We start from the raw sequence: 16,165 nt of genomic DNA, 5'->3' as shown, positions 1-16,165 counted from the left end.
ACAGTAGCGTGAAACGGCGGCGATGCACAACACCAATACACATCGCCGACAGCAAAGCCTGCACCTATTTTTTCTCCAGCAAGAAGAAGGTGGTCGGGCCCTTCACCGATGCGCTGCTATCGAGGGTCATGGTCCATGTATTACCTGTGCGCGTGAGGGGGATTTCGTTGCCTGGCTCTCCATTCAGGGTAAGCGCCGTCAGTTTCATCGGCGTAGCATGATTCAACGCCAACTTCACGCTTGCTACGCCGCGTTGTATCTGCACAGGTATTTTTCCCAAAGAAACTAACTCGCGCCTATCCGCATCGGCAAATTTCATGCCCGTGTTTTGTGCATCCGTGGCGAGAATTAGCAAAATCTTCTTGCTGTCAGCCAAGGCCAGATCATCGAGCGAACTGGCCGACAGCAATGCGGGAGACGCAGTGGAAACAACCGTTAGATACTTTACTGTCAAGTTACTGCTCGGTGCGGCCATGGTAATTGCTTCGGTACGGGGAGTCGTCACTATGAAGCGGCGATTCCGGGTATCCATCAGCAATTGCTTGGTGTCGCTCTCATACAGGCCGGCAGCAACATTGCTGCGATTGGCACTATCGAGAATGCCAAACTTGCGCAGTTCCGCAACCCGCAGGTCGGTGGCAAAATCCTGAGGCGTCATGGCAGCCTGTGCCGTATTTTTTGCCAGACCCCAAGTAGTTTGATTGAACGTCGTCGGCTGCCAGACCTGCTTCACGGCCACTGACGACTTCTCCTTGGGATATACCACCTCCACGCCCGTCATCCAGGCTACCATGCCAAGGTCGTCAGGTACCGCGTCCAGATAGGGACGCGTAAAGGCGGAATCACCCTGGTAGTCGATGCTTATCCGGTTGGGAGAGGGCGCAACGTCGCCTCGCATGAACAACAAAGCGGCGAGTGTCTCGCCAGCACGGGTCACGGGATCGATTCCCACGCCATACGGGTGTACGGCCACCTTGCGTATCACATTGTTATAAAAGGTGAGATCCACGCCACCTTCACCGTGCAGGCAAGCATAGTCCCAGCCTTGCAGCGCGGCCATCGCCGGCACGATCGCACCCGCCTCGAAACGGAAACGGTTCCAGAATGGCTGACCATACTCCGTGACCGAGAAAGGCTTTCCGGCATGCCGGGCTGTTGCCAGCCAGCGGGCATAGCGCGCGCCACCGTCTGTGGAACTGGTCTGCGCAATTTTCGTTCCTGGGGAAAAGCCCAACACCTCATCATGGTAGGCATGCATGTCGATCCAGCCAAATCCGGCACGGGTCGCGCCTGCCTGTGTGGTATTCCAGTTGTCGTAGGAGGTCAAGGGACCGCCGTAGCCGCGCGAGCGCAGATGGGTTGCCATCCAACGTCCGGTATCGGTCTCCACTTCGCCAAGCAGTCTCTGGAAATCCTGCATGCGCACGGAATAGTTGCGTGCCTCTGGCATGCGCACAGTGCCGGTCACAATGGATTCATCTGCGCGCAAGTCACCCCACGCCGTCCTGAGAGCAGCATCGTTTACATACTTGCGCTTCAAAAAGGCAACAAACAATGGCTGCAGTTCAGCCGGCCAAATACCTCTTTCACGCGTCTGAGCAAGAAAGTTCAAGCTTCCTTCATTCAGCAATATCATGCCCGCCATGGCGGGATCATTCAACGGGCTCAAGCCAGTATATGGATTCTTCGGCACATATAACTTATCGACAAGCATGCGCCAATGGGCCTTTGCGTCCTCTTTTACGTGCACCTTGACTTTTAGGTTATGCTTTTCTATCCAGCGATTTGGCAGGACATTGCCGAATGCGCCGTTCTCCGACGTCATGACATCGATCACCCAATACACGCCTTGTTTCTTCAGCGCCGACAGGAAGTAATAAAAGCGGTCCAACTGCACTGGGTCAAAATCAAAGTCAACTGCCCGGTTTGTCATTAATATCGCTTCAACATGATGTATGCGCACCAGGTTGTATCCATGCACCTTGATCTGACGGGCGAACAAGTCCGCCATGACCTTGTCCGGGAAGCTGCCCGTAGCAGGACTCCATGCTAGGGAAACGCAGTTCAAGGTCGCAGGCACTGCCGGATTCTTGGCAAAGGCGAAGCGTCCACGTGGTCCGCCACTTATCACCGCACCCTGCGAACCGGCTGGCCCAGCGGGCAGCCACTTACTGAAATCGAGTGGGCTCCCATCGCGAATGACCAAGCTGGTGTCCTCGACCGTCTTCCACTCTGCAGCAATGGCCCCAGCCGACGAAAAAGCACACAGGCCAGCCAGCAACAACCATTTGCCAATGCCACGATACACCTGGCGCGATGTCATATAGTTAAAAAACATAATACCTCCTCTTGCAGAGAAATACTCAGCAGCGATTCGTCACTGCAGAACCATCCGTCTTCGAACTACCATTCAACATTGAAGATTTTGCAGCCAAATCAACCAACAGCCAGATAGCACAAAATTGCCATAAATGAAAAAATGATTTAAATATCATGCTAAGCAACCGATACCCACAAATATTTAATTGCCTCATTTTATCATTTCTGTTTTGAAGCAAGCTCATTAAAAGAAGCGCCAAAGATAACTCCGTGCAATTCAACAACAATTGCCCCTCGCGCCAGCTTGGCGATACACTTGCGGCCCATTCATCGAGCAGAAAATCGCGAGCCTTCCAGTCAATCGCTACCGCCCAGTGTGCAAGAGAGCACTTAGGCGTCGCTCCGGCCTTGCCATAGCCAAGCCAGGGGTGCTTCGAGGGTGCATGTGGCGCAAGCAGAAATCACCTCCAGACAAAGCGACGAGCGCGCACGCACGTAATCAGCAACGGGACCTGCAGAACGGTGAATAAATAACAGTTACCTTCTTCAAAAAGATCGCCATTCAGATGAAAACAGTAACTAACGTGCACATGCATCTATTAAATATGACGCAATAAAATAATGTCTCGGCTGACAACACTGAAGAAAAATGCATGAAATTCAATATAAATTGAATTTCACCGTCAATAAATTATGAATAAGATATATATTTTTCATATACAACGATTATTTTTCATACCATTGTTTCTTGCCGTCGCATATATCGTTATTCATTCAGAATGACCTTCTATCTTGCGGTAAAACCATGTGCACGCAGCAAGGTTTTACCGTCCGGCCAAGCCTGATACTCAAACGACAGCGATGCTGCATGATGGGACAGGCATTGCTTCGCGGCCGCAACCTGCCACGTAGCGTAGCTCACTGCTGGCGACCAAATACGCGTCGAAGCAAGCGTTTAGTCACCCGCGTCAGGCCAGAAAACCTGCGAATAAGCAGGCAATTACGCTATATGGCCTGATACAATGGGGAAAGTCTAGCAACTTCCTTTTCGAAAGTGACCACGCGAACCAACTCTGCCTGCGACGCGCCGCCCCCCTCCCCCCAAACCGGCAATGTGTGCATAATTATCGATTACGAAGGCTAGGCTTCGCTGAAAAACGCTTCGAGGTTGCCAATGTGGACGATTCGATCATTGAAAGAAATTATAGCTATAATGTGGGTGGAAACTCCATCCTCGAAGCTTGGTCCTCGTGCTCCACATAATTGTGCGTAACAACTATGGGCTGCGGGCCAGCGGTGCCGGCCACAACTTGATTGAATATCATACCGACGGTGGCTGCTCGACGTCTTCAATGATGTTAGATGGTTACGCTGATAGCCACGCATCCGTTGCAAGGGGGCACTCGGTATGTAAACGTTGCCGCGCCCGCCGTCGGCATTGCAGGAACAGCTGGCGCGGCCATCCCTGGATTCAATATGCGCCTGGGGAATGCAGGCGTACCCGGATCGACTCAGTAGGTGGACGGCGCGATGCGTAAAAGCCGCGCAACAAGCCCGCAGTACCGAGACACCACGAGAATATAGAATACGTAGCGCGCGCTAGCGAGCGTTTTTTTACCGCCATCAACAGTATGGGCAGTATCAGAACCAGTAAAAATGCACCTGTCGTGGCCAGCAGGGAGGCGGGCAGCCACCACACGCCAACCATGGCAAGCCCCCATGCAATGATCGCCCCGCTTAAATGCAGGTCGCGCAGTTCCCGCAATACCAGTGGCAAATGAGACTTGCCGATGGCGGCGCGCAGGACCTCGCCTGAGCCGCAGATGTAGCCAGTTTTCCAACGCCGCAGCAACAGTTTCACCGCTTCCGTCGTATGGCCATAGTGATCTACCGCATTCACGGGGATGCGCTGCAAGCTCCAGCCTGCCGCACGCAGCCGTATGCCAAGGTCGAACTCTTCATAACTATGCAGATTGCGATCGGTCAGGTACCCGAGTTTGTCGACTGCGGCACGGCGATACAGGGCGCCGCCATCGAGGCGCCCTACTTCTCCGGGCTTCAAATCAGGCGACGCGCGCGCGACCCTCATTCGATACTCAAGGCTGTCAAGATTTTTTTCGCAGACCATGCCGCCCACGCCGGCGAGCATCGCATTCTCGGCAAAACACGCAAGGGCGGCTTCCAGAAAACCATCATGCATGACCATGTCGCCATCGAGGACATAAATGAACTCGCCACGGGCGTGCTGATAACCGAGCTGTGCTCCGATACCACAGCAGCGCTCCAGCGGGTTAGCTAGGCTGACGATGGTAACCGGATACGCCGAGGCAATTTCAACCGTGCGATCAGTTGATGCCGAGTCGGCAAGGATCACCTCCCCGCCAACTTTGCTCACCGCCCGCAGGGCACTTTCGATTGCCCGCGCTATATGCTTTTCTTCATTAAGCGCCTTGATGATGACACTCACAGCCATCCTGCTCATATCAACGTTTCCCTACCAGATTCAATACGGACTGTACGGGAATAGCCGCACGACGGCGCCATTCGGGAATCCGCTCGGCAAGCAGATCCCGGATCTCCTGCTCATGACTTTCAAGGTGGCTCAAGTATTGGCGCAAGCTGACGAGCGACACGGCCGGGGTATCGAGAACGAGGCGCGTATCGCCAAACAGGTCACGGTTGATGCCCTTCGCCTTGACGCTGTAAGCAATCGAAATGGTCGGCACACCTGTGGAGAATGCAGCAATGGTGGCATGGGTGCGCGCACCAATAAAGAAGCGGAAGCGCGAAATCAGGTATTTCAGCTGCGTGGCATTCAGATGCGAAGGAGCCAGGCGTATGCGTGGATGGTCGAGCGCATATTCCTTCATCAAGCCGTGCATGTAGTGGTAATCGCTATTGCGGTTGCTGCCATCGAGTGGTCCGACGTGCGGCAGCAATACAACGGCGTAACCACGCTTTTCGACGAGTTCGCGCACGAAGGCCGCCACCTCGGCATCGAGTGTCGTGCGTGCTTGTTCTCCGGCAAGGTAACCTCGCACCAGAGGGCTGACATTAATGCCGATGACGCCCTCTGGCGCCTCGGGCAAGATGGAGCTCACGTCGAATGCTTCCGGAACGAGGGTAAAGGCGGGATCACTGGCCTCGATCACATTGTCCAGGCCAATGCCACGCAGATAACGCGCCGTTTCCGTTTCGCGTACCGTGATGGCCGCGTAGTCGGCTAGGTGCTTTTGCATGAAGCGTTCCACATGAGGCTTACGGCTGAACGGTCCCACTGAGGCACCCCACAACATGGCCGGTATCCCCAGGCGTTTTGCCGCATCGATATACGCGGCATGCTCATATAGCGACACCAAACCATAATCGAGAGAAATATTATCGCCGCCCGTCATCAGCAGCAGCGACGAATCTTTTAACTGTCTATGCGAGGCGGGATCGAGCTTGCTGCCCGGCCGGCCCATGCGCTCAATCAAAGGCAGCACCCGGTTCGCCCGGCTCCACCAACGCAACTTCTCGGAGGCAGGCGCGGCGGAAACGAATTCGATTCCATTGGCTACCGCTTGCGGCCACTGCTTGCTATCGAGCTCGATGGCAACGGAGGGGGTGGCGAACCGCACACTATCGAGCTGCGTGCGTATCAGTCCCGACACGGAACGGACCAATGCTTCACAGCCCCGGTTGCCAAAGTTATTGTGACCTGCAAAGTAAATCTTAGTCATGAAACATCCTGTAGTAGATTGATAGCGAAGTGTTCACGCCATGGCATGACTCGATTCAACGTTTTTGTAAGCCCACCACGTCCTGCTCTGTCAAAATGCCTGCACTTGCGGAACGCGGGACTCCCTTGCGCGATACGCTGGCCAGCGCACGCAGTCCATATGCCTGGGCGACATAGCCCAGCAGGCACATCATGGTGAAGGTCAGCGCGGGCGCCTCCAACATGTCGCGACCATAAGGCAACATCAACAGCGCCATGCATAGACTCGCGCCAGAGGCTTCCAGCATCGCCTTCGTTCTCGGCGACTGGAAGACGTCGGCACTGCGCAACGCCATCCATACCGCTCCGCCGAAAATCAGCAGATAAGCAAAGAATCCTACCAGGCCCACTTCCCACAGCAATTGGGTGGCACTGGAGCGGTCGATGCCAAACTTGTACTTCCTTGCAATTTCACCCACCGCCAGCGAACTCGAGCTGCGGCTGGCACCCGGCCCGTATCCGAGCAGACCCCGTAATGGATCCGGCTCGAAGCCTTCGCTCCACCAGAACATGATGGCGGCGCTGCGGCCCATCTCGCCCGTCTCAAAATTGATCAGAGCCGGGTCCAAAACGTAGCCAAAATTCTGATCCAGCAACTGCGTCAAATCATGTGCCTTGTTCGACTTATTGGAGTGTATTTCGTTATACGCCACCAAGATGCACAGCGCTAACACCACGCCCCCCAGCACACCCAGAACTGCTTTCAAGGGCCTGGCCAGCAAATCTTTCCAAAACAAGATGCCGATACCAATTGGTAAAAGTACGACGACCACTTTCACTTCAGCCAAACCGATGCACAGCAATCCGGCAAGCCAGATCGCCGCCAGCATTTTTTTCCCGATCTGGCGATGGCGGTACAGGCTGATGGCAAGGATCATGCCTACCACCAATAAAAATGCCATGGAACCGCTCAAGCCCCCCGCGTTCGGATCGCCCCCCAGAGAACCGACGATTGCATCCCACGCCACGCCGTGACGGCCACCGAGGTTGCTACGCTTCGGCGCCACGATGAAGTATTGATAGAGAACAAAGGGAATTTGCAGGAAAACGACGCCGAACAACATGCCAATCAGCCGCTCCATCGCTGAAAACGGAATGGCAAACAAGGCGATCAGCAGGAAGACGCTCCACAGCATGATCAGGTTTTTGCCACCCACCATTACCTGCAACAACGGAGGCGTATTGAGAGCAATGGACAGCAGCAGGATAAAAAAGAAAAACAGCAGCGGCAGCAGCAGCGGGATCGGCACCCGCGATTTCGCAAATGGACTTTGCAGGTATGCGGAAGGAATGCGCAGGAAAAGCAAAGCGGACAGGCCATACGGCAGCCAGAGCGCCTGGTTGATTTTCGCAAAATAGAGCAACTGACCAATCACCACAAATACCATCACGCCCAGGAGGAAGATCAGGCGCGAATTATCTAGCAATAGAAGAAACGCTGCCGCCATTGCACCGATCAGCAGGAAGGTCGGTTTTCCCGGTCCTGCTAGGGCAACAAATGCGGACAACAGAAAGACTGTCAGCATGCCGCCCATCGCCATGAGAACATACTGGAATCGATTTTTTTTAAGTGACTGCTTCATTAAGCCTGGCTCCAACTGCCTTGCGATTATAGAAATTTTGCGCCATCGGCGCCGTGCTTACAATGAAATCAACACCTGCTCCAAGCCTCGCCGGGGCGAACGGGGCACCGCGCACTCCTCGGGCGCATAGCCGATCGCCATGAGCATGACAATGCGCTGCGACTGCGGCAGCGCGAACAAGGCATGCGCACGCCGGTCGGTCTCTGGCGAAACACACCAGTTGAGGCAACACGAAGCGACATTCTGGGCACGCAATGCAAGAATGAACGACATGGAAAACAGGCCGCCATCGACATACGGCTCGTGCCGCTCGCTGGCATCAAAAAAGCATTCCTCGTCGGCGGTAATGATGGCGACATGGGGCGCCATATGGCCAAAGCCCAAATTGCCGTTCTGCAGCGCAAGCAGTTGCCGCCTCTGTTCCTCGTCACTCACCAGATAGATGCGGCAAGGCTGGCGGTTGCAGGCCGATGGTGAGAGCTGGGCCAGGCGCACGGCTTCCTCGAACACTCCGTATGGCACTGTCTCGGGCAAGAAACTGCGTACGCTACGGCGTGCTTCCGTCAGCGAACGGAACGTGGCCGCCGGCGACCGTTCGGTCACCATCGCTTTCACCAGCTTCTGTGGTGTCGCTAACGCCGCATCGCCATCACCGCTGTTCTGAAGGAAAACATCCACTTGAGGCAAAATAATGCCCTTCGGGTCGAGCTCATTGTCCCGCAAGCGCCTTTGGTAGGCACGCAGCGTTTCGACCGCACCAACATACACGGGATCTTGCAAATCATGTCCCGCCGCGCGCCAACGCTGTATTAGTTGCATGCTAGCATGCGCTGGCTCAAGCCCGAACAGCCGACGCTTGCCCGGCATGACCAGCCCTTTTTCTAATTTATGATATTGAAACAGCATCTCGGCGCCCAAGGTAGGCACTTCTACATGTTGATGCCGCCAGAACATGCCCCGGTAGGTGTGACGGATGTCGTACCAAAAATAGCGCATCAACGCCAGGCGGCGAATCTGCTGCTTGGCTCGCCAATAAACGCCCCACAGCAGTGGATGGGCGCGTAGTTGCTGTTTCAGGCGCGCCTTCAACCCTGGCACGGGTACCGTTTGTTTAAAATCGGACATCTTGCTCTATCATTACCAGACAAAAATCGGCTTGGGCAACGCCGAATTGATTAAGTGGCGCTCACTGCCAGAAAATGGCCTTAGCAGGCGAGCGATGAATAAATACAGCAGACCGGTGAAGGCAATCGCCGACATCAGCGCCAGTAGAGAGGAACCCAACAGATAGGCACGTCCCAGCAGCAGCGGCAGCATCGCGGCCGCGGCAGCAAGCCACAAGCGCAGCAATCCAGACCAATCGATCCGGAAGTGAAATCCATGGCGCTTTAACGCCCCATGCATGACCCAGCACCAAATCAGCTCACTGACTATCAGGCCGGCGCACATCGACAGCGGCCCCATCAATGGATACAGTAGCAGGCCGGCGGCGATGCCTGCCAGACCATACATTGTCCCTAGCAGTCCGGCGCGCGCTTCTTCGGCCGCCAGCGCAATCAAACCCAGAACGACATGCAGGGTTTGCGCGACCAAGAGCAAGAGCAAGGCAGCCAGATATTGCCAGGCTTCCGGAAATTTTCCTCCCGACAACGTTCCGGTCAGGCGCTCACCCACCACTAGCAGCAGCATCGCGACGGGAGCGATCACAAAAACATTAAGCTTGAAAACAAGATTTGCCAGCAGAATCAGGCGCGCGGGATCCCTGCCTCGGGCCTGCTGTGAAACAAATAAAGGCCGCACCATCCCGATCAGCAAGAAGACAGGAAGATAGCGCTGCAACATGCTGGCCAGCGCCGCCGCAAAGCCGAATGCTCCGGTCTGCACAGCGCCAGACAGCTTGGCAACGAGCATCTTGACCAGATCAGGCCCCTGCGCCAGACCGACCACCTGGGCAAGGTAGGCTGGCGTCACATACGTGCGCATGCGCGACACCGAAGGCATGGCCTGGTCGCCAGGACGCGTACGCGCAATGGCATTGACATGACGCGCAGTCAACAATATGGAAAAGCCCAGTCCACAAGCAGATGCCGTTATTTCGATCCATACAAAAATCAAGAGGGAAAATTCCATGTCGAAGGAGAACGCCAGCAGGATTCCAGCCAGACGCAAACCATTGCGCAGCAACACCGCACTTTGACTTACACCCTGCAACAATAAAGTTTCAAAAACAACATCAAAATAGCGGGCCGCACCTTCCAGGAAAATGACCACCGCGTACAAGGCTATAATGGCAGCGAAGTTCGGGAAACCCAGCAAGCCGGACAAGGGCCTGGCCATGCTGGCAAAAATAAGGCATGCGACAGCCAGCGTCACGCCACGCCAGCAAGACAGCAGCCAAAGCAGGCGCCGTACGGCCAAGCCCTGATTACGCGACAACAGCTCCGGTACATAACGGTTCAATGCCGGGTAGCACCCCAGGCTACTGCCCAACTGCACCAATTCCAGGGTGGCCAATAGAACAATGTACAAACCATATGATTCCCGTTCGAGCATGCGTACCAGCACCAGCAGCATGCCAATCGCGATGACTGCCGAACCAGTTTTACCTACTAGGAAATGCACCAGACTGCGTTTCACTTTCGCCGAGGAATAGGCGTCTTCGTGCAAATCAGCGGACATGGTGACAGAGCACTGGTGACGGTAACCTGGCGAAGGACAAGTACACTCGAAAACTCGGCAAAGGACGAAGCTTCATCAGCCTGGAACCGCAGACATGAAACAAACTGAACATTTCAAGATGTGCTTCCCATCAGACGCTTGCGATATGCCGGAGGCAACGTTTTTCCAAAGCGCTCACAAAGTTGTCATGCAATCGATACGCACGCGCCGTATTCATATCAATCGACGAGACCCGGAATAGCAAGCCATCGGGTATCTGGCCGTCCATGCCATATTTCATTTCCGCAAGCTTTTTATTGAATCCGCCTTGCACGACCTGGTCACCCACTGTGGTCCAGTACGTAATCGGTTCGAATCGCTGGTTGGCCAGGCTCGTTTCCAGGCGTTTTACGGGGATGCTGCTATAAGCGAGCTTCAAGGTTTCACTGCGTTCCCGCAATAGCTGAAAGCCCTGTGCGGGATAGCACACTTCTGGGTAATGCACCTGCATGGTGTCGCTCTGGTCCCCGCCATAAGCTATCGACAGCATGACACGCTCACCCTGGCGATTGACGTAAGTGCGCGAGAGTGTTTGCGAATAAATTTTCTTCAACATGGCTGCCGTTTCCGGACTGACCACAGCGGCCATCTGGTTCTTTTCCTCGCTCCACTCCCCAAACTGCACTGGTATCACGTTTTCCAGCACAAACGGCGGACGAATCTTCGCCTGGTAGATATGGGGCGTGAGTGCCACTGTAGCACCAGCGGCGAGCAACATGCAGGCGCCCATCACCATTGCGCCAATTAATCTTGTCTTCATTTGAGCGCTCCGCGTCCGGCATGCCACTTCGAGATACTCTGCAACAGGGAATCGACGCCAATAATCAAAACCAGTGCACTGATGAACAACACCATTCCGGCAAAGCCATGCAGGAAGCCCTGGCCAGCGGCATCGCCAAAGTAATAGGTAATCAGCGTCAGCGTCACTACGCGAATCACGTTCGCAGTGAAGGAAATGGGAATGATCAACAAGGCCAGGCCGATATTACGCAAGGCCGAGGTATGGCGCACGACATTCAGGTAAAACAAACCCAGCGATTCCAGGGTAAGCAAGGTCTGCAAGCCGGCACAGGCATCAGCGACGAGCAACTGGTACTGCCCGATCTGCAAAATCACCCCGGTGCGCGCGATCGGGTACCCGGCGGCATACAGCAAGTGTTCGGTAACATAGGAAACCGCCATCTTCATAGGCATAGTCAATGCACTGACCACGGCGCCGGGCAAGGGAATCATGAACAGCATGAAGAAAAACGGGAACCACAAGATGACCAGCGCACGCGCACCCTGACGCACCTGCACCAGTGCAGCTCCCAGCAATATCAGCGAGCCGATTTCAAAGGAGAGTATCTGTTGCGAGCGGCCAATCACGTACAGAGGCATTGCAAGCGCAAACAGCGGCCAGCCGGTCCAGCTCGGACGGCTATCTGCCGCCGCGAGCACCATGGGCCAGCGGCGCCACATCAGCCATAAGGCAAGCACCAGGATAATCGGTCCGTGCGCGTACTCTTCCGTCGACCATGGGCCGCCAAAAAGACTGATCAACGTCGGAACGGCGAGTGCCAGGAAACCCAGCAATATCGGCCAACTGGACAGTTCCATCCGCCATTTGGCAGAGGCTGACCCAGCACCGGCGTTTGAGAGCGCTGTCATCAGAAGTCAACCAGCACGGAGCCAACCACCTCGGCACCATTGTTTTTCATTTGTTCGGCCATGGCGCTGATCGCTTCCAGCTGCGTCTTGTTCTTGCGTGCCACCAGCAACACACCGCCGGCGCGGCCGGCGATGGCCAGCGAATCGGAACCATCGGAATAGGCTGCCACGTCATACAGTACGACGTCGTACAAGCTTTCCAGTTGTTGATTTAAGCCGCCGAACGAACTACGGCTGAGGAGTTCCTGCGGATTCGGCGGCAAGGTACCAGCGCCCAGCACTGACAGCGAAACAAAAGCATCCACCTTCTCAATGATATCGATCTCGGCGCGGCCAGCCAGCATGTCGGACAAGCCCTGGCGCCCCTTCACATCAAAAACCTCATGCTGTATCGGCTTGCGCAAATTCGCATCCACCAGCAGAGTATTTTCACCCAGCTGGGAAAACACCACGGCCAGGTTGGCGGCGAACAAGCTGGCACCATCACCGGAATCGATTCCGGCCACTACCAGCGCCTTGCGCCCGCGTGCAAACCAGCGCAGCATCAACTGGCTACGCACAGCACGCAGGGTTTCCACCTGCGGACTGAACGGTTGATAGGCGGCCAAAAGCTTGTCTGAATACTGGCGTTCGCCTGGCTGCAGGTAAGGATAATCGAATTGGCGCGCCAGCACTTGTTGAATATCGGCTTCCGTTACCAGGCCCAGGCGCTGCGCCGCTTCACCGAAGCGTATACCCAGTTCTTTCTGCATGCGCAAGATGCGCTCGGCACCTTCCGGCGTGATCTTGCCTGATTCCAGCAGCAAGCCACCGATACTGGAATCGGCACTGCGCGACGGTGCCGGTGTCGCAACCGGGTGGATAAGTTGATTCATCGTCGAGTCCATTCTTTAATTAAGGCCAAGCTTGCGTGGCGCAGCACGTTTGAAGAGACCGAAACGGCGACGCTTTGGCGCCTTCCATTCCACTAGGCCAAGCACCGGCACATCAACCGCATCCTGCAGGTCCGTCTCGGAACGCACGCGGCGATCGAGCATTTCCATCACTAGGGCAAAACCGACCCCCAGCATGGTGCCCAGGAACAGCGACAGCACGACGTTCAACAGGATTTTCGGCGAGGCCGGTTCGATCGGCGGCGTGGCCGGGTTCAATACCGCCACGTCGGATTGATCGGACTGTCCCTCGATCCGCGTTTGCGAAAAACGCTGCGATGCCACATCGAATGCGCGCTGCGCGCTTTCCACGTCCTTCGCCAGAACGCCCATTTCATCGCGTGTGCGGTTCAGTTCGAGCACCTTGGATTTCTGTGCCGCCAGGGCCCCGCGCACGGCTGCCTCGCGCTGCTGCAGGATTTCCGCATTATTCCCAACACTGGACGACGTCGCCTGCATTTGTTCGCGCAAATCATTGCGCAACTTGTCCACTTCAGCCTTGGCGCTCTGGTATTGCGGGTGATTCGGGCTCAGACGCTGTCCAAGTTCGGCCAATTTCCCCTCCGCGCTACCAAGCCCGATTTTCAGATTCTGGATAAGCGGGTTCGTTGTGACATCAGGCGAGTTGGCCGCATTCGCACCTTGCGCCATGCGCTGGCGCGAACTGGCTTCCATCAACTGCCCCTGTGCCGCGACCAATTGTGCCGACAAGTCGTTCAAGCGATTCGATTCGACGTCCAGACGGTTATCGACACTGACGATGCCATTCTCTTGCTGGTACTTTGACAACCGGCTTTGCGTTACCTCGACATTGTCACGCAACAGCTTGATCTGGTCGTTAAAGTAAGCGGAGGCCTTTTGCATCGGCTCCACCTTCAGCTGGATGTTGATTTTTTGATACTCATCAACAAATGCATTCGCCACAGCGGCAACGAATTGCGGATCGGCGCCCTTGAAGCTGACATCGACGACACTGCTCTCGCGCGACGGCACGATTTCCAGCTTTTTCAGCAGCAAGTCGGCCAGCCAGTCACGAATATTGCCCTTGCCTTGCGTATCCTCGTTGAACTGAGCAACGACGGCAGGGCTTTTCGCCAAGCCGAGGGAATCGACCACGCGCAGAGCGACATTCTTGCTGCTGATGATATCAATCTGCGTTGCCATATACCCAGGCAGCAATTGCCCTGGCAAGGTCAAGCCGGTCAGCGGATCTACACCTTTATAGTTCAGCACCAGTGAGCTGGTTCCCCGATACGACTTCGGCAGAATCAGACTGACGCCCAACGTAACCGCGACTGTAAACAGCAGGGTTAGCAGGACAATTTTCTTGCGTGCTCGCAAGATAAGTAAAAATTGGGCTAAGTTCATTTGGTGCTTTCAAACCGGAGAAAAAATGGTGCCGTATGACAAATGTGTTAGTGGAAAATCAAAAAAGACTTTCCTTCACATACACGACGTCGTCCACCTTGAGCAAATCATCATGTTTGGCATCGAGCACTTGCAAGGCGCCATTGGCGTCACGGCGTTTGATCCGCACGCCGCGTTCTGTACCGCGCTGTGTCAAACCACCGCCCACTGACAATGCCTGCAACACGGTCATATCACGCTCGAGCCGGAATGCGCCAGGACGTTGTACCTCACCATAAATATAGAAGCGGGGAGCGCGCTCGACGAAAATCACGTCATTGCCCGAGACCTCGTAATCCTGGGACAACTCGCCACTTTGCACCATCTTGATGATGTCGACCACTTCGCGCGTGGTACTGCCGCTGCGTTTGCGGATCAGGCTGATCGTATCACCGCCATCGGCACTTATGCCACCGGCAACCGCCAGCATATCCATGACGCTGCGCTTGCCTTCGATCGGGTAGCGTCCCGGACGGTTAACCTGGCCCAGCACCGACACTTGCTGGCTTTGCAGGACTGTCACGAGGATATTGACCTGGGCCTTGCGTAAAAAACCGCCACTTTCCAGCAAGCCGCCGATTTTCTTCTCGGCCACTGACGTGGAGAGACCGCCGACATGCACGGGGCCGATCAGCGGGAATGTAATATCGCCCGCTTCGCTAACACGGGTTTCCATGGCAAGGTCGGGGCTGCCGTACACCGTGACTTTCAATATATCCCCTGGGCCCAGCAGAACATCTGCTGCACCGGCAACATTCAGTACCCCTGCCATCAACAGCGCCGTCATCCACAGTACGAGTCGTTTCATGATCAGTCCTAATAAATACATCAATTAAATTACTTCAAACCCGCTACACCACGTGCATTGACGTCGTGGTCGGGTGCCGCCGGCGCCACCGGAGCCGCCGGGACAACCGGAGCGCTGGCACTCGCCACCGCCGATGCGACGGCAGCAGGCGGCGTTTTTTTCTCAGCCTGGTTCATATATTCGATCTTGGCCGTGGCACGCAGGCGGGCCAGTTCCGCATCGGCAGCATCCTTGTTCTTCTTATTGAACAGGAACTGCTCGATCTGCGGTGCCGCCTGCGCCAGGGTGACAGGGCTGTCCTTGATGTCCGCCAGCGAAATGAGCAAGGTACGGTCGCCTTCGCGAATGATGAACAACTGGCCTTTCGGCATCGCCAGCAACTTGCCGCTCAATTCAGGCGCGAGGTCAGCACTGGTGCGTGACAGTTGCGTGCGCGCATATTTCGCCTTGTTCGCATCGAGCCATGCCGCCACCTCTTCGAGCGACTTGGCGCTATCCATCGCCGCCTTCAGACCGTCATTCACATCGGCAGTTGCAATAATCAGTTCACGCATGTCGAACTGCTTGCGCTGCGCGAAAAATTGCGGATTCTTGGTGAAGTACTCTTCGATCTCGGCTTTTTCCGGACGGGCAACAGCACCTATTTTCTTTTGCATGTAGGCTTGCGCGAGTATCAGCGCCTTGGCCCGTTCGATGGCTTGCACAACTTTTGGATCGCGATCCACTTTGTCCTTGACGGCTTCGTTGAGCAGCAACTGACGATCAATCAGCGATTCCAGCAATTGTTTGCTGGCAGCTTCCTGCTGCGCAGCCTGTACATTCGCGCGCTGCATCTCTTCATTCAGTTGCAAAACCGTGATTTCTTCGCTATTGACACTGGCCAATGCCTGGCCTGGTTTCTTCTCTTTGTTACCGCAGGCTGACAAGCCGGCCACAACCAGCAACACCAAGACCGCACACCGCAGGCGCGAAGGAGCAACGAGTTTGT

12 protein-coding genes are annotated in these 16,165 nt (G+C 55.4%); all 12 read right to left on the bottom strand.

The features are described 5' to 3' along the window. Positions 1-64: 64 nt before the first annotated feature. A complete protein-coding gene (locus tag FJQ89_RS25100) occupies positions 65-2,338 on the bottom strand; it encodes a hypothetical protein (protein ID WP_141172153.1) in 2,274 nt (757 codons plus the stop codon). A 1,452-nt stretch (positions 2,339-3,790) separates the two neighbouring features. After that, positions 3,791-4,792 (bottom strand): glycosyltransferase family 2 protein, encoded by a 1,002-nt coding sequence (locus FJQ89_RS25095; RefSeq protein WP_423245173.1) that lies wholly within the window; start codon positions 4,790-4,792, stop codon positions 3,791-3,793. Positions 4,793-4,802: 10 nt separating this feature from the next. Next, positions 4,803-6,041 (bottom strand): polysaccharide pyruvyl transferase family protein, encoded by a 1,239-nt coding sequence (locus FJQ89_RS25090; protein ID WP_141172151.1) that lies wholly within the window; start codon positions 6,039-6,041, stop codon positions 4,803-4,805. Between the two features lie 55 nt (positions 6,042-6,096). Next, the gene (locus tag FJQ89_RS25085) at positions 6,097-7,662 is read right to left on the bottom strand and encodes a hypothetical protein (RefSeq protein WP_141172150.1); all 1,566 of its coding nucleotides are present in this window, start codon (positions 7,660-7,662) and stop codon (positions 6,097-6,099) included. Positions 7,663-7,719: 57 nt separating this feature from the next. Then, positions 7,720-8,787: a nitroreductase family protein gene (locus FJQ89_RS25080; RefSeq protein WP_141172149.1), complete on the bottom strand. Its 1,068-nt coding sequence runs from the start codon at positions 8,785-8,787 to the stop codon at positions 7,720-7,722. 12 nt (positions 8,788-8,799) lie between these two features. Beyond that, positions 8,800-10,341 carry a lipopolysaccharide biosynthesis protein gene (locus FJQ89_RS25075; protein WP_141172148.1) on the bottom strand — a complete coding sequence of 514 codons (1,542 nt, stop codon included), beginning with the start codon at positions 10,339-10,341 and terminating at the stop codon, positions 8,800-8,802. 130 nt (positions 10,342-10,471) lie between these two features. Next, on the bottom strand, positions 10,472-11,140 hold the full coding sequence (gene epsI / locus FJQ89_RS25070) for an exosortase-associated protein EpsI, B-type (RefSeq protein WP_141172147.1): 669 nt from the start codon (positions 11,138-11,140) through the stop codon (positions 10,472-10,474). Continuing rightward, positions 11,137-12,030 carry an exosortase B gene (gene xrtB, locus FJQ89_RS25065; RefSeq protein ID WP_141172146.1) on the bottom strand — a complete coding sequence of 298 codons (894 nt, stop codon included), beginning with the start codon at positions 12,028-12,030 and terminating at the stop codon, positions 11,137-11,139. The genes epsI and xrtB overlap by 4 nt, the downstream gene beginning before the upstream one ends. Next, on the bottom strand, positions 12,030-12,905 hold the full coding sequence (gene epsG / locus FJQ89_RS25060) for a chain length determinant protein tyrosine kinase EpsG (protein WP_243136254.1): 876 nt from the start codon (positions 12,903-12,905) through the stop codon (positions 12,030-12,032). The genes xrtB and epsG overlap by 1 nt, the downstream gene beginning before the upstream one ends. A 15-nt stretch (positions 12,906-12,920) precedes the next feature. Continuing rightward, positions 12,921-14,330 (bottom strand): chain length determinant protein EpsF, encoded by a 1,410-nt coding sequence (epsF, locus tag FJQ89_RS25055; RefSeq protein WP_141172144.1) that lies wholly within the window; start codon positions 14,328-14,330, stop codon positions 12,921-12,923. 58 nt (positions 14,331-14,388) lie between these two features. Then, on the bottom strand, positions 14,389-15,177 hold the full coding sequence (gene epsE / locus FJQ89_RS25050) for a polysaccharide export protein EpsE (RefSeq protein ID WP_141172143.1): 789 nt from the start codon (positions 15,175-15,177) through the stop codon (positions 14,389-14,391). A 29-nt stretch (positions 15,178-15,206) separates the two neighbouring features. Then, positions 15,207-16,127: an EpsD family peptidyl-prolyl cis-trans isomerase gene (locus tag FJQ89_RS25045; RefSeq protein WP_243136252.1), complete on the bottom strand. Its 921-nt coding sequence runs from the start codon at positions 16,125-16,127 to the stop codon at positions 15,207-15,209. Positions 16,128-16,165: the final 38 nt, after the last annotated feature.

It is taken from the genome of Janthinobacterium tructae, assembly GCF_006517255.1.
Classification (GTDB): domain Bacteria; phylum Pseudomonadota; class Gammaproteobacteria; order Burkholderiales; family Burkholderiaceae_D; genus Janthinobacterium; species Janthinobacterium tructae.
This window is presented reverse-complemented; position numbering and strand designations above follow the sequence as displayed.

Coding starts and splice junctions, on each gene's coding strand:
- FJQ89_RS25100 (WP_141172153.1), bottom strand. CDS start 2,338: ATGTTTTTTAACTATATGACATCGCGCCAGGTGTATCGTGGCATTGGC.
- FJQ89_RS25095 (WP_423245173.1), bottom strand. CDS start 4,792: ATGGCTGTGAGTGTCATCATCAAGGCGCTTAATGAAGAAAAGCATATA.
- FJQ89_RS25090 (WP_141172151.1), bottom strand. CDS start 6,041: ATGACTAAGATTTACTTTGCAGGTCACAATAACTTTGGCAACCGGGGC.
- FJQ89_RS25085 (WP_141172150.1), bottom strand. CDS start 7,662: ATGAAGCAGTCACTTAAAAAAAATCGATTCCAGTATGTTCTCATGGCG.
- FJQ89_RS25080 (WP_141172149.1), bottom strand. CDS start 8,787: ATGTCCGATTTTAAACAAACGGTACCCGTGCCAGGGTTGAAGGCGCGC.
- FJQ89_RS25075 (WP_141172148.1), bottom strand. CDS start 10,341: ATGTCCGCTGATTTGCACGAAGACGCCTATTCCTCGGCGAAAGTGAAA.
- epsI (WP_141172147.1), bottom strand. CDS start 11,140: ATGAAGACAAGATTAATTGGCGCAATGGTGATGGGCGCCTGCATGTTG.
- xrtB (WP_141172146.1), bottom strand. CDS start 12,030: ATGACAGCGCTCTCAAACGCCGGTGCTGGGTCAGCCTCTGCCAAATGG.
- epsG (WP_243136254.1), bottom strand. CDS start 12,905: ATGAATCAACTTATCCACCCGGTTGCGACACCGGCACCGTCGCGCAGT.
- epsF (WP_141172144.1), bottom strand. CDS start 14,330: ATGAACTTAGCCCAATTTTTACTTATCTTGCGAGCACGCAAGAAAATT.
- epsE (WP_141172143.1), bottom strand. CDS start 15,177: ATGAAACGACTCGTACTGTGGATGACGGCGCTGTTGATGGCAGGGGTA.